The sequence below is a fragment of the Corallococcus macrosporus DSM 14697 genome (assembly GCF_002305895.1).
Lineage (GTDB): Bacteria > Myxococcota > Myxococcia > Myxococcales > Myxococcaceae > Myxococcus > Myxococcus macrosporus.
On record NZ_CP022203.1, the window covers coordinates 2,750,230 to 2,767,949 of the forward strand.

Here is a 17,720-nt window from a genome sequence, read left to right on the forward strand (position 1 = left end):
AGAAGCCGCACGCCCGCGCGCCACCGCGTCACTTCAGTAGCTGGCGAACTCCAGGTCGAAATCCACTCCCTCCGCCTCGTCCGGGTCGAGCTCGACCTGTGCACGGACAGCCGCGAGTAGGACAGGAATGTCCGGATTCAGCCGATTCCCGCTCGGACGCGAGGGCGTGGGGGGGCTCACCGCCACCCAGTCATGGCTGCCAGTGGCCGCACGGACCTGCCTGTCCGCACGACCGAAATTCCAGTGCGAGAGGCGGTACAGCGAAGGCTGCGTGCGGTTGCGGGTCATGGTCGTTCTCCTGCCTCGCGTCCGCGAGGCCGCCCGTTGGTTTTGCAGACGTCATGCCAGCCCGTCGGCCGTGCAGGCGCACGTGCCGCGGACGACGTGTCTCCCTCGGAGAAGGGGGGTGTTCGCCTGGAAGTGGAGGCGACAGGGCACCGGGTCAGACTTGACGCCGGGCGCTGGCCGCGACAGGAACAGGAGCACGCATGGCGTTCCTCCTGGCACACGAAGTCGAGCCGCCCCGGCCCTGCAGCTATCTGCCGGAGCGGCAGGCCTCGCTCGAAAACCTGGTGCTGGAGGACGTCACCCCGGAGGAGTACGAGCACCTGCTCGTCCGGGGCTGGCGCCGCTTCGGGCTGGTGTACTTTCGGCCGGCCTGCGCGGCGTGCAATGCGTGTGTGTCATTGCGCCTCCCCGTGGAGGGCTTCCGGCCCAACCGCAGCCAGCGCCGGGCGCGCGCCGCGTGCGAGCACCTGCGCGTGGAGGTGGGCCCGCCCCGCGTGGATGACGAGCGGCTCGGCCTGTACCGCCAGTGGCACGCGGAGCGGGAGGCGGTGCGTGAGTGGGCGCCGTCGCCCATCACCGCGCGCGAGTACTCGCTCCAGTTCGCCTATCCGCACCCGTCCGCGCGCGAGGTGGCGTGGTACGACGACGGCGCGGAGGGCGGCCCCCGGCTGGTGGGCGTGGGCATCTGTGACGAGACGCCGCGCGCGTGGAGCGCCGTGTATTTCTTCTACGACCCGGCCTATGCGCACCTGTCCCTGGGCACCGCCAACGTGCTGTACCAGGTGGAGCTGGCGAAGGCGCGCGGCATCCCCCACGTCTACCTGGGCTACCGCGTGCTGGCGTGCGCGTCGCTGCGCTACAAGGGCGCCTTCCGTCCGCACGAGCTGCTGGAGGAGCGGCCCGCGCTGGACGCGGCGCCTCACTGGGTGGCGCCCCCCGAGGAGGCCTGAGGCGCGACGCCGAGCGCCGCGCCGAAGTGCCGCAGCAGCCGGCGCGCGTACTCCTCCGGCGCCACGCGGGCGTACTGGCCATGGCCCGCGCCCTGGACGACCCAGAGCGACTTGGGCTCGCACGCGGCCTGGAACAGGCTGGCCTGCAGTTTCGCGGGCGCGTCCGGGTCCACGTCGCCGTTGACCAGCAGCAGCGGCCGGCCCCCCAGCCGGCACATGCCGTCAATGGGGCGCACCGCGTCCACGTCGACGCCCGCGCGGCGCAGCGTCCACAGCACGGGCTCCGCGCTGAGCGCGCCCCAGCGGCCATAGCCCGCGTACACGTCCTCCTCCAGCGCGGGGTAGGCCCCCGCCGCGGCCACCGCCTTCACGCGCGCGTCACGGCTGGCCACCAGCAGGGACGTGGTGCCGCCCATGGAGAAGCCGAAGAGGCCCAGGCGCAGCGGGTCCACGTCCGGGCGCCGCGCGACGAAGTCCAGCGCCGCCGTCACGTCGTGCCGCTCGCGGTCGCCCCACGTCACCGCGTCGCCGCCGCTCTCGCCGTGCGCGCGCAGGTCGAACAGCAGCACGCCGTAGCCCGCGCCCGCGAGCGTCCGCGCCTCGAACAGGAGCTGCGCGCGGTTGTCCGCGAAGCCGTGCACCAGCACCACCGCGGCCCGGTTGCGCGAAGGCAGGTACCAGCCCTTGAGCGTCACGCCGTCGGCCGTGGTGAAGGCCACGTCCTCCAGCGCCGACAACGCCGGCTCCGCCGCGGGGCGCGTCACCGGAATGGGCCGTGGATGCAGCAGCCCCTGGCCGATTCGCTGACCGCTCACCCCGAAATAACCCGCGGCGGCGAGCACCCCGCAGAGTGGCACCAGCGCGATGAAGCAGCCGATGTGAGTGCGTGTTTTCAAGGATATCTCAGACTGGCCTGGATTAAACCGAACCCTAGCCGAGCCCGGGAGTGGCGGAGCGGGTGCAAGTTGGTTACACCGGGGTGGGTCAGGCCGGAGTCGGGGGGAACCCTGTCACTCCGTGAGCCCTGAGCCGAGGTGTCTCGAAGCGCGAGAGTGCGGGTGATGCTCGTAACGACACAGGGGGAGCCGCCTCCAGCCCCGGTCCGGAAGCGCGTGCTCTTCACGCTCGTCTTCCTGGGCTCGGGCGGCATCGAGCGGTCGGTGTGCAACGTGCTGACGGGGCTGGACCCCGGCCGGTTCGACACGAAGGTGTTCTTCCACCACCGGCCCCACCCGAAGAGCCAGAGCGACCGGATTCCGCAGCGCACCGAGGTGGTGTGGGGCACGGACGCCTTCGAGTACCGGCGGGGCATGCTGCCGCGCTTCTTCTGGCGGCTGGTGCGCGAGGCGCGCGACGTGGATGTCATCGTCGCGGGGCAGGAGGGCCGGGCGGCGCTGCTGGCGTGCCTCGCGGGGCGGCTGCTGGGCAAGCCCGTGGTGGGGATGATCCACTTCGACTGGGGGGCCTTCCACCTGGAGCAGCCCAAGCGCCAGCTCTGGGGGCTGCGGTGGCTCTACCCGCGCATGAGCCGCATCGTCGCGTGCGGCCACGACTCCGCGAAGGCCTTCCAGGACCTGGTGCCGGTGCGGCCCGAGCAGCTCCACGTCATCCCCAACTTCGTGGACGGGGAGCGGGTGCGCGCCGCCGGTGAGCACCCGCTGCCGGCGTGGGCGGAGCCCATCTTCCAGAAGCCCGTGGTCATCGCCGTGGGCCGGCTGGAGCACCAGAAGGCGTTCGACGTGCTCATCCGGAGCCACGCGCTGATGCGCCAGGCCGGGGTGGCGCAGCACCTGCTCATCCTGGGGGAAGGCTCGCTGGAGGCGGAGCTGAAGGCGCTGGTGAAGTCCCTGGGCGTGGAGGACTCCGTCTTCCTGCCGGGCTTCGCGCCCAACCCGCACGCGCTGATGCGGCGGGCGGCGGCCTTCGCCCTGTCCTCGCGCTTCGAGGGCCTGCCCATGGTGCTGCTGGAGGCGCTCGCGCTGGGCTGCCCCGTGGTCAGCACCGACTGCCCCTCCGGCCCCGCCGAGGTGCTGGAGCACGGCAAGCACGGCGTGCTGGTGCCCATGGAGCAGCCCCAGGCGCTGGCGGACGCCCTGGCGGGAATCGTCCAGGACGACGTGCACCGGGCGGACCTGTCCGACCGGGCCCGGCGCCGCGCGGAGGAGCTGTCCGCGGCGCGCGCCCTGAAGGCCTGGGAGCGCCTGCTCGCGTCCCTCTGACAGAGGGAGAGGGGCCTGGCTCCCCGCCCTCATACCGGGGATGAAATGGGCCCCCGCCGGGGGTTCCCCAGCACGGCCTCGGGGCGCGAACTTTCGTTCCGGAGGCCCGGCCGGGCGGCACCTGAGGTAGGAATCCCTTGCCGGCCCCCGGCTGCTTCACGAGGATTCACCCCCATCATGACGACGACGAACGAGACGCAGGGCCTGAACTTCCTCCAGGAAATCATCGAGGAAGACCGGCGGACGGGAAAGCACGCGGGCCGCGTGCACACCCGCTTCCCGCCCGAGCCCAACGGCTACCTCCACATCGGCCACGCCAAGTCCATCTGCCTCAACTTCGGGCTGGCGCAGCAGTACGGGGGCAAGTGCAACCTGCGCTTCGACGACACCAACCCCGTCACCGAGGACACCGACTACGTCGAGTCCATCCAGCGTGACGTGAAGTGGCTGGGCTTCGAGTGGGAGGACCGGAAGTTCTTCGCGTCCGACTACTTCCCCAAGCTCTACGACTTCGCCGTGCAGCTCATCAAGCAGGGCAAGGCCTACGTGTGCAGCCTGTCCCCGGAGGAGATTCGCCAGTACCGCGGCGACTTCACCACGCCGGGGCGCAACAGCCCGTACCGCGAGCGCTCCGTGGAGGAGAACCTGGACCTGTTCCACCGCATGCGCGCGGGCGAGTTCTCCGACGGCCAGCACACCCTGCGGGCGAAGATTGACATGACGTCGCCCAACCCGGTGCTGCGCGACCCGCCCATCTACCGCATCCGGCACGTGCACCACCACCGCACCGGCGACGCGTGGCCCATCTACCCGCTCTACGACTTCGCGCACTGCCTGTCGGACGCCATTGAAGGCATCACCCACTCCGTGTGCACGCTGGAGTTCGAGAACCGGCGCGTGCTGTACGACTGGATTGTCGGCAGCCTCGTCAGCGGGGACCGGCCGTACCAGTACGAGTTCAACCGGCTGAACCTCAACTACACGGTGATGAGCAAGCGCAAGCTGCTCAAGCTGGTGACGGAGGGCTTCGTGTCCGGGTGGGACGACCCGCGCATGATGACGATTTCCGGCCTGCGCCGCCGCGGCTTCACGCCGGCGTCCATCCGGGACTTCGCCTCGCGCGTGGGCGTGGGCAAGGCGCAGCAGCTCATCGACATGGGCCTCCTGGAGCTGTGCATCCGCGAGGACCTCAACGAGTCGGCCCCGCGCGCCATGGCGGTGATGCGCCCGCTGAAGGTGGTGCTGGAGAACTACCCGGAGGGGCAGACGGAGCTCTTGGAGGTGCAGAACCACCCGCAGAAGCCGGAGATGGGGACGCGCCAGGTGCCCTTCATGCGCGAGCTGTACATCGAGGCGGACGACTTCATGGAGGACCCGCCGAAGGGGTTCTTCCGGCTGGCGCCCGGCAAGGAGGTGCGGCTGCGCTCGGCGTACTTCATCAAGTGCGAGCAGGTCATCAAGGACGCCGCGGGCCACGTGGTGGAGCTGCGCTGCTCGTACGACCCGGCCACGCGCGGCGGCAACGCGCCGGACGGCCGCAAGGTGAAGGGCACGCTGCACTGGGTGCCGGGCAACGCGCCCATCGCCGAGGTCCGCCTCTACGACAGGCTCTTCTCCGTGGAGGCGCCGGACGCGGACGAGGCCCAGGACTTCACCACGTTCCTCAACCCGGGCAGCCTCCAGACGCTGCGCGACGCCCGCGTGGAGCCGATGCTGGCGGACGCCGCCGCGGAGTCGCGCTACCAGTTCGAGCGCACCGGGTACTTCTACGTGGACCCGAAGGACTCGAAGCCGGGCAAGCCCGTCTTCAACCGCACGGTGACGCTGAAGGACTCATGGACCAAGGAGCAGGCCAAGGGGAAGTAGTCCCTGGCGTGCCTCCCGGGTGCCGCCTTCGTGCTGGCGGCACCCGGCTTGAAGCCTACCGCTTCGCGGCGGGCTCCTCGAGCTGCTCGAGCATCTTCACCGCGTGCTCGTTCTTGGGGTCCAGCTCCAGGGCCTTGCGGTAGCTGGTGAGGGCCCGCGCCTTGTCGCCGTGCGCCGCGTAGGCCTCGCCGAGGCTGTCGTGGCAGTTGGCCGCTTCGGGGAACATCTCCACGTTCAGCTTGAACACTTCAATGGCGTCCGCCGCGCGGCCGGAGCGCAGCAGGTGGTAGCCCACCGTGTTCAGGTGCCGCTCGCTGAAGTCGTACTCGGCTTGCTTCGTCTTCTTCAGCGTGCGGTAGGTGGCGATGGCCTGGGCGACGGAGCCCTTGCCCAGCGACTCCATCATGACGTTGCCAATGGGCATCCGGGCCGGGCGGGGCGTGAGGCCATGGAGGATGCTCAGCACGCCGCCGGCAATCTCCTGGAGGCCGCCGTGGGTCATGTTGTCCAGGAGGATGACGGCCTCCTTGCGCTCGGGCACCCGCACCAGGATGGACGAGAAGCCGTTGATGCCGCCGGTGTGGAAGATGCCCGGGAGCTTCGTCTTTCCGTCGTGCAACGTCATGTCCGACATGACCCAGCCGAAGCCGTAGTGCGCCAGGCCGGGGGTGAGCATCTTCTGCTTGAGCGCCGCGGGCAGCAGCGTGTCACCGTGGAAGGCCCGCTCCCAACGGTAGAGGTCCTCCACCGTGGAGTACAGCGAGCCGGCGGCGTAGGGGAGGTTCATGTCGAGCCAGGCCGCGTTGACGATGCCCCCCGGCGCCTGGGCGTAGCCGCTGGCGCGCTTGGGGAGGACGGTGGCGCTCACGTCGTAGCCGGTGTCCTTCATCCCCAGCGGGCCCAGGATGCGCGCCTGCACGGCCTCCGCGTACGTCTGTCCCGTGAGCTTCTCGATGATGGCGCCGAGCAGGAAGTAGCCCGAGTTGTTGTACGCGTACTTCGTCCCGGGCTCGAACTCCAGGTCGTCGCTGCACGCCTTCTTCACGAACGCCGCGACGCTCTCGAAGCCGTCCGCGTCCTTCATGATGGCGGGCTTCGAGGTGTAGCTGGGGATGCCGGAGGTGTGGTTCAGCAGGTGGGTGAGGGTGACGCGGTCGCCGGTGTCCTTCCGGTAGTCCGGCAGGTGCTTCGTGATGGGGTCGTCCAGTTGGAGCTTCCCCTCGGCGGCGAGCTGCAGGATGACGGTGGCGGTGAAGGACTTGGTGATGGAGCCGATGCGGAACTTCGTGTCCGGCGCGTTGGGCACCTTCCACTCGAGGTTCGCCGCGCCGTAGCCCTTCTTCAGCAGGATGCCGCGCTCGTTGGCCACGAGCACCGTGCCGTTGAACAGGCCCTTCTGGTGGAACCCGCTGATGTACCGGTCCACCTCCTGCTTCACGTTCGCCGCCTCCGCCAGCGGCGCCACCAACACCCATGCCATCACGACGCCCGTGAGGCGCCAGCGCAGCCCGTTCATTCGTTCCTCCCCGTCATCCCGTGCGGTACGTCGAGGTGCGCGGACGATTGCACCCGATTCCACGAAGGGGGTCCAATACGGGGGGCTCAGTCCTTCACGGGGGGCGCCTCGCGCGTCATCTCCACCATGGTGGGGCGCCAGCCCAGCTTCGCGAACAGCCGCTGCGCATCCTGGTTCTTCGCGGCGGTGTGGAGGACGACGCGCGGCACGCCCAGGGCCGTCAGGCGCTTCATCATCTCCTCCGCGAGCAGCGCGCCCACGCCCGCGCCGCGGGCCTTCTCCTCCACCCAGAGGTCATGGAAGCCGCCGCTGCGGTCCAGCAGGGCATTCCAGTCCACGGCCTCGACGCGGCCGTAGGCGTAGCCCACCACCTCGCCGTCCAGCTCGGCGACGAGGACGACGGCGTCGGCCTTCTTCGCCTCGCGTCCCAGCCACCAGCGGTAGCCCGACTCCACGTCGTCAGGGAGCATGAAACGCGCGGCGTCGAAGGCGTGGTGCCGCCGGGCCAGCGCGGCCCCCATGCGCCCCAGGGCGGGTTCATCCGAGGGCCTGGCGGGACGGAGGGTGACGGGCATGGCGGCTCCAGAGCGAGAGAGGGGCCCTTCCTATAACGGGCTTGCTCACCGAGCGATGGCCTCGTCGGAATGCGCGGCTTGGCGGCGTGGCCACGAGACAACACTGTTGGAGAGGAAGGGCGTCCGGGAACCGTTGGTGGACGGGAGGCACGCCAACGGGGAGGGCGCCTCGTTGCCTCCTTGCACTGGACGCGACCCTCCCATGGACCACCTGGAAGACAGCACCTGGATGTCCATGCCGCTCGCCAGGGAGGGCGGGCCGCGGTTCGAAGGGCGCATGCGTTCGGACGAAGAGGGCGGCAGTCCGCTCGGCATCCTGGAGGCGGTGTTCCTCAGCATGGGGGACGGCGTAGCGGTGGTGGACCGTCACGGCCGCTTCGTCCTCCTCAACCCCATGGCCCAGCAGATTTTCGGCGCCCTGCCACCGGCCGACCTGCCGCTGTCCCAGTGGTCGAGGTACTTCGGAATCTACCTTCCCGACACCGTCACGCCCCACCCCGTCGAGCGGCTGCCGCTCAGCCTCGCCCTGCTGCGCGGCGAGGCCGTGGACCAGGCGGAGGTCTTCGTGCGCAACCAGCGCCACCCCAACGGGCTGTGGCTGCTGGTGGGCGCCCGCGTGCTCACGGACGCGGAGGGTGAGATGTATGGCGCCGTGTCCGTGTTCCGGGACATCACCGCCATCAAGCAGACGGAGGCGGCGCTCCGCGCGGAGGAGGAGAAGTTCCGCAGCCTCTACAAGAACACGCCCGCGATGATGCACTCCATCGACGCGGAGGGCCGGCTCGTCAGCGTCAGCGAGTACTGGCTGCGCACGCTGGGGTATTCACGCGAGGAGGTCCTGGGCCGCCGCTCCGTGGACTTCTTCACGCCGGAGTCCCGCCGCTACGCGAGCGAACACGTCCTGCCGGAGTTCTTCCAGACGGGCGCGTGCAAGGACGTGCCGTATCAAATCGTGAAGAAGGACGGGCAGGTGCTCGACGTGCTGCTCTCCGCCATCTCGGAGCAGGACGCGTCGGGCCGGATGGTCCGCTCGCTCGCGGTGCTGACCGACGTGACGGAGCGCAAGCGGGCGGAGGACGCGCTCGCGGAGAGCGAGAAGCGGCTGCGCGCCATCCTGGACAACGCCAACGCCGTCTTCTTCATCCTCGACCGGCAGGAGCGCTACATCTTCGTGAACCGCGAATGGGAGCGGATCTTCCACCACTCGCTCCAGGAGGTCGCCGGCAAGTCCACGGCGGACCTCTTCTCCGGTGCGCTGGCGGAGCGCTTCCGCGAGACGAGCCGGGCTGTCTTCGAGTCGGGGGAGCTCATCCAGCGCGAGGAGCGCATCCCCCTGGACGACGGCGTCCACACCCACCTCACGCAGAAGTTCCCGCTCATCGACGCGTCGGGCACGACGTACGCGCTGTGCGGCATCTCCACCGACGTCACCGACCTCAAGCAGATGGAGCTGGGGCAACGCTTCCTGGCGGAGGCCAGCCAGGCCCTGGTGACGTCGCTCGACTCGGAGACCACCCTCCAGCGCGTGGCGGAGCTGGCGGTGCCCACGCTGGGCGAGCTGTGCGTCGTCTCCGTGCTGGACCGGGAGTCGGTGCTCCGGCCCGTGGCGGTGGCCGCGAGCGCTTCGGAGGGCTGCCACCGGGTGCGCGAGTTCCTCCAGGAACATCCCCCCGTGCGCGGCGCGCGGCAGGGGCCCTATGTCGTGCTGGAGACGGGGCAGGTGGCGTCGTCTCCGCGCGCCTCGGGGCTGTTGGACCCGGAGGGCTTGAAGGACGCAAAGTGGAGCGCGGTGCGGGCGCTGGAGGCCCGGGCCTCGCTCAACGTCCCCCTGCGGGCGCGGGGCCCCATCCTGGGGGTGCTGTCCGTCGTCTCCGCGCAGCCGGGGCTCAACTATGGCCCGCAGGAGCGTTCCCTGGCCGTGGAGCTGGGGCTGCGCGCGGCCTTCGCCATCGAGAACGCGGAACTCTACCGCGAGGCCCAGGAGTCCATCCGCGCCCGCGACGAGTTCCTGTCGATTGCCTCCCACGAGCTCAAGACGCCCGTCACCTCCATGAAGCTGCGCGTGCAGCAGCTTGGGCGCACCCTGGCGCGGCAGGACTCGGGCCAGGTCCCGGCGGAGAAGGTGACCGCCATGCTGGACGTCTTCGGCGACCAGCTCCGGCGGCTGTCGCACCTGGTGGACCATCTGCTGGACGTGTCGCGCGTCAACGAGAGCCGGGTGGACCTGCGGCGCGAGGAGATGGACCTGGCGGCGGTGGCCCGCGATGTCTCTGGGCACCTGCGCGGGCAGATGGGCCGGGCGCGGTGCGCGTTCGAGCTGGTGGCGCCCACGCCCGTCATCGGCCGGTGGGACCGGCTCCGGATGGAGCAGGTGATGATCAACCTGCTCACCAACGCCATGAAGTACGGCGCGGGCGGACCCATCCGCATGGAGGTGTCGCGCGTCGGGGCCGGGGCCCGCCTCCGCATCCAGGACCACGGCGTGGGGATTCCCTTGGAGGCGCAGTCGCGCATCTTCGAGCGCTTCGAGCGCGCGGCGTCCCGCAACTACGGAGGCCTGGGGCTCGGGCTCTTCATCTCCCGGCGGCTGGTGGAGGCGCACGGGGGGACCATCCGCGTGGAGAGCCAGCCGGGCCACGGCGCCACCTTCATCGTCGAACTGCCCCTCGAGCCCCCTCCGCCGTGACTGGAGGACGTCGGAGGGGCAGACTGTCGCCCCGCCATGCACACGCTCGACGCCGAACTCGACACCGCCCGCCGCATCGCCCGCCAGGCGGGCGCCATCCTCCTGGAGGTCTACGCCACCCGCTTCGCCGTCCAGGACAAGGCCGGCGGCCTGGGGCCCGTCACCGAGGCGGACGAGCGCGCCAACGCCTTCATCGTGGGGGCCCTGCGTGACGCCTTCCCGTCGGACGGCGTGGTGGCCGAGGAGTCGGACAACTCCGCCGGCGCCGGCCGCTTCGAGCGCTGCTGGTTCGTGGACCCCATGGACGGCACCCAGGAGTTCGTCAACCGCAACGGCGAGTTCGCCATCCACATCGGGCTGGCCATCGCGGGGAAGGCCACGCTGGGCGTGGTGTACCGCCCGGTGGGGGACACGCTGTACTCGGGCGTGGTGGGGCAGGGCGGCTTCGTGGAGGACGCTCGGGGCCGCCGGGCGCTGCGGGTGTCGGACACGGCGGAGCCGTCCGCGCTGCGGCTGGTGGTGTCCCGCTCCCACCGCTCGCGCCTGACGGACGCGGTGGCGCTGCGGCTGGGCATCACCCGCGAGCAGCAGTGCGGCTCGGTGGGCCTCAAGTGCGGCCTGCTGGCCGAGGCCGCCTGCGACCTCTACCTGCACGTCAGCGACAAGAGCTACCGCTGGGACAACTGCGCGCCCGAAGCGGTGCTGCGCGCGGCGGGCGGCGTGCTGACGGACCTGGGCGGGGCGCCGTATTCCTATGCTGGCGCGGAGCTCCAGAACCGGCGCGGCCTGCTGGCCTGCAACGCCGCGGCCTTCGAGCGCGTGGCGTCCGTGGTGGCCGGGTTCGCCCGCGAGGCCGGCCTCCTCCGCTGAGGTCTCGCGGCGCGGGGCGCGCGCTCAGGAGGCGGTGGTCTCGCAGCGCTGGATGATGGTGCGCAGCTGCGTCTGGACGCCGGAGAGCATGTTGCGCAGCCGCGCGTGGCGGAGCGAGCCGGCGAGCGCGTTGGACAGCCCCTGGAGCACGGAGACCTCCATCGGCGGCCACTGGCGCTCCGTGCGGCAGTCGTCGAAGCCCACGAAGCCCCACCATTCGCCGCCCACGGTGATGGGGCAGACCAGCAGCGAACGGATGTCCTGGCTCTCCAGCAGCTCCCGGGCGGGGGACGGGAAGTCCCGCGGGGGCCCCTGCACGGCCTTGCCCGACGACAGGGGCGGCACCCAGGAGGGGAGGACCTCGGCGTAGGAGACGTTCTGGAGCTCGGGGTTGTCGAGCTGCGCGGAGGCCGCGGCCGCGGTCCATTCGTAGCGCTGGTGGCACAGCAGCTCGCCCGTGGGGCCGGTGGCGTTCTCGAAGATGTAGACGCGGTCGACGTCGAGCGCGGCGCCCACCTGGCCCAGCGCCTCCGATACGGTCTTGGGCTCGAAGCCGCGCTCCAACAACATCTTCGAGACGTTCATGACTGCGGTGAAAGCCTTCGAGGCCATGGGGGCTGCTCCAGGTGGGGGCGCCTGTTGCGTTGCAGGTCCGGGGGAACCTGGACGGCAGCGTTGCATGCGGGCGCACCCATGGGTCAAGACGCGGCGCGAGTGACGCCGTGAATCCACACCGGGAGTCTTCAGCCCTGCTCCACGGCGCGTCGCAGTTCGCCGAAGAGCCGGCCCAGCGCGTCGAGCTGGTAGTGCGCGTTGAGCCCGCTGGGATTGGGCAGCACCCACAAGCGGGTGTCGCCCAGGCGCTCTGCTTGCGAGCCCAGCGCGGCCTTGGGGCGGCCGAAGGCGATGCGGTAGGCGCTCACGCCCAGCACCGCGAGGTAGCGAGGCTGGTAGCGCGCGACCTTGGCTTCGAGCGCCCTGGCGCCCTGGGCCAGCTCGGCGGGGGCGAGCAGGTCGGCGGTCGCGGTGGCGCGGTCCACCACGTTGGTGATGCCGTAGCCCAGCGCGAGCAGGGCCTCCTGCTCCGTGGGTTGGAAGGTGTGCGGGGTGATGCCGGCGGCGTGCAGCGTGGGCCAGAAGCGGTTGCCGGGGCGCGCGAAGTGGTAGCCCACCACCGCGGAGTAGAGGCTGGGGTTGATGCCGCAGAAGAGGACGCGGAGTCCGGGCGCGATGACGTCCGGCATGGTGCGGCCGGTGGCTGCGTCCAGCTCATCTCGTGAGGGGCGACGGAGCGGTGTCATGGGGGCGCATCTTCGCGAGCCTACCTGGGAAGGCAACCCCCCAGCCCCCCATGCGGCGGGTGGGGTGTTGCCCGTGGGACGGAGTGGCGCGTGGCGCGGGTGGCTGGCGAAGCCGCGCGGGGTGGGGCAGGCTCGGCGCTTTCGCGCCCAGGAGGCCCTTGGAGATGCCCCACATCGTCACGCTGACGCTCAACCCCGCCATCGACGTGGCCACGTCCGTGCCGGAGGTGACTCCGGAGCACAAGCTGCGCTGCGGCCCCGTGCGCAGGGACCCCGGTGGGGGCGGCATCAACGTGGCGCGCGTGGTGCGGGAGCTGGGCGGCGACTCCATCGCCGTCTACACGCGGGGCGGCGCCACGGGGAGCCTGCTGGAAGAGCTCCTGGAGGAGAAGGGCCTGTTGCGCCGCTCCGTCGCGTTGCAGGGCGCCACGCGGGAGAGCTTCACGGTGGCGGAGGGAGCGGGGGCGCGCGAGTACCGCTTCATCCTGCCGGGGCCCACGTTGTCCGAGCCCGAGTGGCAGCGCTGTCTCGACGCGCTGGAGGACGTGGCCGTGGGGGCGGCCTTCATCGTCGCCAGCGGCAGCCTGGCGCCCGGCGTGCCGGAGGACTTCTATGCCCGCGTGGCCCGGCTGGCGAAGCGCCTGGGCGTGCGCGTGGTGGTGGACACCAGCGGGGCTCCGCTGCGTGCGGCGTTGGAGGAGGGCGTGTTCATGGCCAAGCCCAACCGCCGCGAGCTGCGTGACTTGAGCGGCGTGTCGACGGAGGACTTCGCCACCCAGGCGGCCGCGGCGCGTGAGCTGGTGGCGCGGGGCCGCGCCGAGGTGCTGGCGGTGTCCATGGGCGCGGAGGGCGCCCTGGTGACGACGTCCACCGCCCAGTTCCGGGCGGCGCCGCCGCCGGTGGAGACGCGCAGCTCGGTGGGGGCGGGGGACAGCTTTGTCGCGGGGATGACGCTCGCGCTCACCCGGGGCCAGCCCCCGAGGACGCGCTGCGCTGGGGCATCGCCAGCGGCACGGCCGCGCTGCTCACCCAGGGCACGGACCTGTGTCTCCGGGCGGACGTGGAGCGGCTCCTCCCCCTGGTGAAGGCGGAGCCCGTCCCTCGTCCGTAGGGGCGCCCGCGGACCCGGGCGGCGAGGACGCCACGGTGTTAATTCGACGGGCATGGCTTTCCAAGACCGCTCGAACGCACTGCAGGCGCTAGAGGCCGAGTTCCATCAGGAGCGCGCCTCCTCGCTTCGGACACTGGAGATGAAGCTGGAGGAGACGCTCCGGGAGCTGTCCGAGGTGGAGCGTCAGTTGAGGTCCCCCCACCGGATGGGGGACCGGCACGCGCGGATTGCCCGTCACCAGGCCCTGCGCAAGGAGGCCGAGCACCAGCGCTGGTGCTTCATGGTGCAACGGGAGGCGTGTGGCTTCGTCAACCACGACGACCTCGACCGGTACTACCCACTCCCCCCGTCCTGGAGGGAGTGAGCGGGGGCTCAGCTCGTGGCGCGCCAGGCGGCCACCGCGAGCAGGAGCCAGCCGGCGAGGAAGCCCAGCCCGCCAATCGGGGTGATGGCGCCCAGCACACGCACGCCGGACAGGGCCAGCGCGTAGAGGCTGCCGGAGAACAGGAAGATGCCCACCAGCATCGCCCAGCCCGCGCCGTTGAGCAGGGGCGAGGGGCGCAGGTACCCCAGCAGGCCCACGGCCACGAGCCCCAGCGCGTGGTACATGTGGTACCGCGCTCCGGTCTCGAAGATGACCTGAAGGTCCTGGGGCAGCCGGCTCTTCAGCGCGTGCGCGCCAAAGGCCCCCGCGGACACGGAGAGGAAAGCGTTCACGGCCCCCAGGACGATCCACCACCGCATCATCGTGCGCCTTTCATCGGACGTCGGACTGATGCACGCTACACCGCCGCAGGCGGAGCGTCCTGGCCGACCTCAACTCCTGGGGCGCTCACAACAGAATGACCTCATCCAAATTCATTCCTTCCACGAAGCCGCTTCCCTTCGAGCTGCACCCGTCCTCCATCCAGGGCATGGGTGCCTTCGCCATCCGCCGCATCCGCAAGGGGACGCGCATCATCGAGTACCTCGGTGAGCGCATCACGCAGGCGGAGGCGGACGTCCGCTACGACGACGAGGCGATGGAGCGGCACCACACCTTCCTGTTCAACCTCGACAAGAGGACGGTGCTGGACGCCGGGACGATTCACAACGAGGCGCGCTACATCAACCACTCGTGCGCGCCCAACTGCGAGGCCCTCATCGACAAGGGCCACATCTACATCTACGCCATCACCTCGATCGAGCCCGGTGAGGAGCTGGTCTACGACTACGGCTACGAGCGCACCGAGGACATGGGGCCCGAAGCCGAGGCCCTCTACGTGTGCCGCTGCGGCGCGCCCAACTGCCGGGGCACCATCCTGGCCCCGGAGAAGAAGGCGCCCTCCCGGAAGAAGGCCGCGTCGAAGTCCAAGGCCGCGTCGAAGTCCAAGTCCCGCGGCAAGAAGGACGCGGGGGTGAAGAAGGCGGCCGGGAAGAAGGCCTCCTCCGCGGGCACCCGCAGGTCGACGAAGCGGGCGAAGTCGCCTGGCCGCAAGCGCGCGAGCTGACGGGGGCGCAGCCGCCCGGGCGGGAGGGCCTGGCCTCGCATGAAGGCCGTGGCCCCCCCCCGGCTGGCGTGATTGTCAGTGGCCAACAGGTCCCTCCCAATCCAGCGGCGCGACAAGCATTGGGGCCCTGTCAGGGATTCAGTGAGGCGGAGCCTCCGGGGCAGGCGCGTCCCGGCGTAGACTCCGGGGCGTGAACGACGTCCTCCACTTCCTGCTCACCGCGCCCGCCGAGCCCCCCGTCCTCGACTCCGTCGACACCTGGTGGCGGCGGCACGTGGCGTTGTCCTCTCGGTTCTCCGCGCCAGCGGACCTGGCGCTGGCCGGGGGTTTCCTCGCTGACCGCCTGGGATTCGCCTTCGCGTCCGGCTACCACGCCGCGCACCGGTGCTTGTTCCCGTCGCTGCCCGCCGACAGGCCCATCGCCCTGTGCGCCACGGAGCCGGGCGGCGCGCATCCCGGCGCCATCGAGACGAAGCTGACGGACACCGGCGCGGGCCCGCGGCTGTCGGGCACCAAGACGTTCGTCACCCTGGGCACGCGCGCGGAGCTGCTGCTGGTGGTGGCGTCCGAAGGCCAGGACGCCGAGGGCCGCAACCGCCTGCGCATGGTGGCGGTGGACGCGCAGCGGCCCGGTGTGCGGCTGAGCGCGCTCCCGGAGCTGCCCTTCATCCCGGAGGTGCCGCACGCGGAGCTGTCGCTGGAGGACGTGGCGGTGGCGCCGGAGGACGTGCTGCCCGGGGACGGCTATGCGCGCTACCTCAAGCCCTTCCGCACCGTGGAGGACTGCCACGTCCAGCTCGCGATGCTGGGCTGGCTGCTCCAGGTGGGGTGGCGCTTCGGCTGGCCGGACGAGGTGCGCGAGGAGCTGCTCGCCCTGGCGGTGATGATGCGGGGGCTGGCCCAGGCGGACCCGGCGGAGGCGGCCACGCACGTGGCGCTGGGCGGTGGGCTGGCGCTGACGAAGCGCGCGGTGCTGGAGCGGTGCGAGCCGCTCTGGGCGTCCACGGATGCGCTCACCCAGGAGCGTTGGGCCCGCGACCGCGTGCTGCTGGGCGTCGCCGGCAAGGTTCGCGCGAAGCGCCTGGTGGCCGCCCGGCAGCGCCTCCAGGGCGCCTGAAAGACGAAGGGCCGGGACTCCGTGAAGGAGTACCCGGCCCCGGTGCTACCACCGCGCGGCGACGGCGCTCAGTAGCGGCCGCCGCCCACGGCGGAGACGATGGCGGACAGGACGCGGTTCTCCACGCCCCACACGGCCTTGTTCAGGCCCTTGATGCCCGCGCCGCGCAGGTAGTCCGTGAAGTCGTGCAGCGCGGTGGAGCGCTGCATGCCCTCGCCCTTGGCCGCGTAGAGCAGCGGCGTGTTGGGCGCGCCCGTCAGGCCCAGGTCCGGCACGGCCTCGGACAGCTTCCGCGGGTCGATGCCCGTCGCGGCGGACATCATCGCCACGGTGAACTTGTGCACCGGCAGGTCGCGCACGTTCGGGACCTTCTTGTAGACCTTCGCCTTCGTCTTCTCGTCGCTGGCGAGCGCCTCCAGCGGCACGTTCGCCATGGCGATGAGCTGCTCGTTCGTCACGTGCTTGCTGTCCAGGATGGCCCGGCTGAACAGGCTGGCCGCGGTGTCACCCTTGATGGTGATGTTGTTCGCGTCCGGGTTCGACTGGAGCCGGGACACGATGGACCGCACCGCCTTGCCCACCTCGGTGTCCGGACCGCCACGCCACGCGCCGGGAATCGGCTGGGCCGCCGCGGCCGGACGGGCCCGGGGCGCGCCCTCGAAGGAGTTCACCTGGGTGTGGCCAACGGCCGTGGCGCGGGCCACGTTGGCCGGCTGCTGGGCGGCGGCCTCGGGCTGGGCCCGCGTGGGCGCGGCGGAAGGATTCGAGATGGCGCGGGGGCGGCTGTCGATGCGGGACATGGCCAGGGGGCTCCAGGGAAAATCAGCTTGTCGGTGATTATCGCAAGTTGGCTGTAAAGGTTGCGTGGGACGCTATGTTCCAACGCGATGAAGGCCTTTCCCAAAGAGTTCGCTGACTGGCTGACCCCCCGGGGCCGCCGAATCCTCGACGGCAGGGAGCGTGACGTGGTGGGCGCGCTGCTCGACCCGGCGCGTCCCTTCGTGTCACTGCAAGGCGTCATCGACCCCCGCCGGGCCGCGGCATGCCGCGATGCGTTGGACGCGGCGATGCTCGACACGATGGTGCCCATGGAGGACCCGATTCCGGCGGACTCCATCTCCGGGCAGACGCTGAACTACATGGAGCTGCTGCCCAAGACGGTGCGGGTGCGCACGGCGCTGCTGGAGAGCCGCCGCTCCCGCTCGTGGCGCGCGGCGGAGTCCGTGGGGCTCACGGACATGCTGCGCTCGGACACCTTCGCCCAGTTCGCCGCCGCGGTGACGGGGCGGGCGCTGCGGCGCAAGTGGGGCATCCAGGCGCTGTGCTACGGGCCGGGGGACTACTCCGGGCCGCACAATGACCATCACCCGGAGGAGCCCGAGGCCCGGGACGGCTACGTGGACATGCACGTCAGCCTCACGCTGCCGGGGGTGGACCACCAGTACCTCGTCTATGCCCGGGACGGGCACTTCACGGAGCTGACCCCCGTCAGCACCGTGGGCGGCATCACCGTGTACCGGCTGCCCTTCTGGCACTACACGACGCCGCTGCTGGCCAGGAAGGGGAAGGAGGCGGCGTCCCGCAGGTGGGTGCTGTTGGGCACCTTCCTGGACGCGGCCCCGGGGGCCCGGCCCGCCACCACCATCCTGCCCGCGCGGGCGCCGGCGAAACGCCTGGCTGCCCGCCAGGCGGTGACTTTCGGGCGTGGCGTCGGGGCCGGACGGCGTTAGC

18 protein-coding genes are annotated in these 17,720 nt (G+C 71.0%); 10 read left to right on the plus strand and 8 right to left on the minus strand.

What is annotated here, in order from left to right; all coding sequences use genetic code 11:
- Positions 1 to 33: 33 nt before the first annotated feature.
- Complete coding sequence (locus MYMAC_RS11705; RefSeq protein ID WP_095958158.1) at positions 34 to 288, minus strand: hypothetical protein; 255 nt, start codon at positions 286 to 288, stop codon at positions 34 to 36.
- 200 nt (positions 289 to 488) lie between these two features.
- Here MYMAC_RS11705 and MYMAC_RS11710 point away from each other — a divergent pair, with 200 nt between their 5' ends.
- Positions 489 to 1,238, plus strand: a complete 750-nt coding sequence (locus MYMAC_RS11710; protein WP_095958159.1) for an arginyltransferase — start codon at positions 489 to 491, stop codon at positions 1,236 to 1,238.
- Here MYMAC_RS11710 and MYMAC_RS11715 read toward each other — a convergent pair.
- Positions 1,208 to 2,104, minus strand: a complete 897-nt coding sequence (locus MYMAC_RS11715) for an alpha/beta fold hydrolase (protein ID WP_095961566.1) — start codon at positions 2,102 to 2,104, stop codon at positions 1,208 to 1,210. The two genes, MYMAC_RS11710 and MYMAC_RS11715, sit on opposite strands and share 31 nt — an antisense overlap.
- A gap of 195 nt (positions 2,105 to 2,299) precedes the next feature.
- Between MYMAC_RS11715 and MYMAC_RS11720 the strand changes: the two genes are divergently transcribed.
- Together MYMAC_RS11720 and MYMAC_RS11725 are read left to right on the plus strand one after the other, a co-directional pair.
- Positions 2,300 to 3,457: a glycosyltransferase gene (locus MYMAC_RS11720; protein ID WP_095958160.1), complete on the plus strand. Its 1,158-nt coding sequence runs from the start codon at positions 2,300 to 2,302 to the stop codon at positions 3,455 to 3,457.
- Positions 3,458 to 3,634: 177 nt separating this feature from the next.
- Positions 3,635 to 5,323, plus strand: coding sequence for a glutamine--tRNA ligase/YqeY domain fusion protein (locus MYMAC_RS11725; RefSeq protein ID WP_095958161.1), 1,689 nt, complete (start codon positions 3,635 to 3,637; stop codon positions 5,321 to 5,323).
- 55 nt (positions 5,324 to 5,378) lie between these two features.
- On the opposite strand, the gene MYMAC_RS11730 is transcribed toward MYMAC_RS11725, so the two are convergent.
- Together MYMAC_RS11730 and MYMAC_RS11735 are read right to left on the minus strand one after the other, a co-directional pair.
- The gene (locus MYMAC_RS11730; RefSeq protein WP_204817528.1) at positions 5,379 to 6,839 is read right to left on the minus strand and encodes a serine hydrolase domain-containing protein; all 1,461 of its coding nucleotides are present in this window, start codon (positions 6,837 to 6,839) and stop codon (positions 5,379 to 5,381) included.
- A gap of 86 nt (positions 6,840 to 6,925) precedes the next feature.
- On the minus strand, positions 6,926 to 7,414 hold the full coding sequence (locus tag MYMAC_RS11735) for a GNAT family N-acetyltransferase (RefSeq protein ID WP_013938950.1): 489 nt from the start codon (positions 7,412 to 7,414) through the stop codon (positions 6,926 to 6,928).
- A gap of 202 nt (positions 7,415 to 7,616) precedes the next feature.
- Here MYMAC_RS11735 and MYMAC_RS11740 point away from each other — a divergent pair, with 202 nt between their 5' ends.
- On the plus strand, positions 7,617 to 10,100 hold the full coding sequence (locus tag MYMAC_RS11740; protein ID WP_239989492.1) for a sensor histidine kinase: 2,484 nt from the start codon (positions 7,617 to 7,619) through the stop codon (positions 10,098 to 10,100).
- Positions 10,101 to 10,136: 36 nt separating this feature from the next.
- On the plus strand, positions 10,137 to 10,970 hold the full coding sequence (locus MYMAC_RS11745) for a 3'(2'),5'-bisphosphate nucleotidase CysQ family protein (RefSeq protein ID WP_095958163.1): 834 nt from the start codon (positions 10,137 to 10,139) through the stop codon (positions 10,968 to 10,970).
- A 24-nt stretch (positions 10,971 to 10,994) separates the two neighbouring features.
- Here MYMAC_RS11745 and MYMAC_RS11750 read toward each other — a convergent pair whose 3' ends face one another.
- Positions 10,995 to 11,582, minus strand: coding sequence for a GAF domain-containing protein (locus MYMAC_RS11750; RefSeq protein WP_095958164.1), 588 nt, complete (start codon positions 11,580 to 11,582; stop codon positions 10,995 to 10,997).
- A gap of 131 nt (positions 11,583 to 11,713) precedes the next feature.
- Positions 11,714 to 12,214 (minus strand): G/U mismatch-specific DNA glycosylase, encoded by a 501-nt coding sequence (gene mug / locus MYMAC_RS11755; RefSeq protein WP_095958165.1) that lies wholly within the window; start codon positions 12,212 to 12,214, stop codon positions 11,714 to 11,716.
- Positions 12,215 to 12,435: 221 nt separating this feature from the next.
- On the opposite strand from mug, the gene MYMAC_RS11760 reads away from it, so the two are divergent.
- Together MYMAC_RS11760 and MYMAC_RS11765 are read left to right on the plus strand one after the other, a co-directional pair.
- Positions 12,436 to 13,356, plus strand: coding sequence for a 1-phosphofructokinase family hexose kinase (locus MYMAC_RS11760; protein ID WP_239989493.1), 921 nt, complete (start codon positions 12,436 to 12,438; stop codon positions 13,354 to 13,356).
- 78 nt (positions 13,357 to 13,434) lie between these two features.
- Complete coding sequence (locus tag MYMAC_RS11765; protein WP_095958166.1) at positions 13,435 to 13,746, plus strand: hypothetical protein; 312 nt, start codon at positions 13,435 to 13,437, stop codon at positions 13,744 to 13,746.
- 8 nt (positions 13,747 to 13,754) lie between these two features.
- Here the strand turns inward: MYMAC_RS11765 and MYMAC_RS11770 are convergent, their stop codons facing one another.
- Positions 13,755 to 14,129, minus strand: a complete 375-nt coding sequence (locus tag MYMAC_RS11770; protein WP_013938957.1) for a DUF423 domain-containing protein — start codon at positions 14,127 to 14,129, stop codon at positions 13,755 to 13,757.
- Between the two features lie 95 nt (positions 14,130 to 14,224).
- On the opposite strand from MYMAC_RS11770, the gene MYMAC_RS11775 reads away from it, so the two are divergent.
- Together MYMAC_RS11775 and MYMAC_RS11780 are read left to right on the plus strand one after the other, a co-directional pair.
- Positions 14,225 to 14,872 carry an SET domain-containing protein gene (locus MYMAC_RS11775; RefSeq protein ID WP_095958167.1) on the plus strand — a complete coding sequence of 216 codons (648 nt, stop codon included), beginning with the start codon at positions 14,225 to 14,227 and terminating at the stop codon, positions 14,870 to 14,872.
- A 190-nt stretch (positions 14,873 to 15,062) separates the two neighbouring features.
- The gene (locus MYMAC_RS11780; RefSeq protein WP_095958168.1) at positions 15,063 to 15,989 is read left to right on the plus strand and encodes an acyl-CoA dehydrogenase family protein; all 927 of its coding nucleotides are present in this window, start codon (positions 15,063 to 15,065) and stop codon (positions 15,987 to 15,989) included.
- Between the two features lie 68 nt (positions 15,990 to 16,057).
- Here the strand turns inward: MYMAC_RS11780 and MYMAC_RS11785 are convergent, their stop codons facing one another.
- Entirely contained in the window at positions 16,058 to 16,789 is a 732-nt protein-coding gene (locus tag MYMAC_RS11785) for a hypothetical protein (protein WP_095958169.1), read from the minus strand.
- Between the two features lie 87 nt (positions 16,790 to 16,876).
- Between MYMAC_RS11785 and MYMAC_RS11790 the strand changes: the two genes are divergently transcribed.
- A complete protein-coding gene (locus MYMAC_RS11790; RefSeq protein ID WP_095958170.1) occupies positions 16,877 to 17,719 on the plus strand; it encodes a hypothetical protein in 843 nt (280 codons plus the stop codon).
- Position 17,720 lies beyond the last annotated feature (1 nt).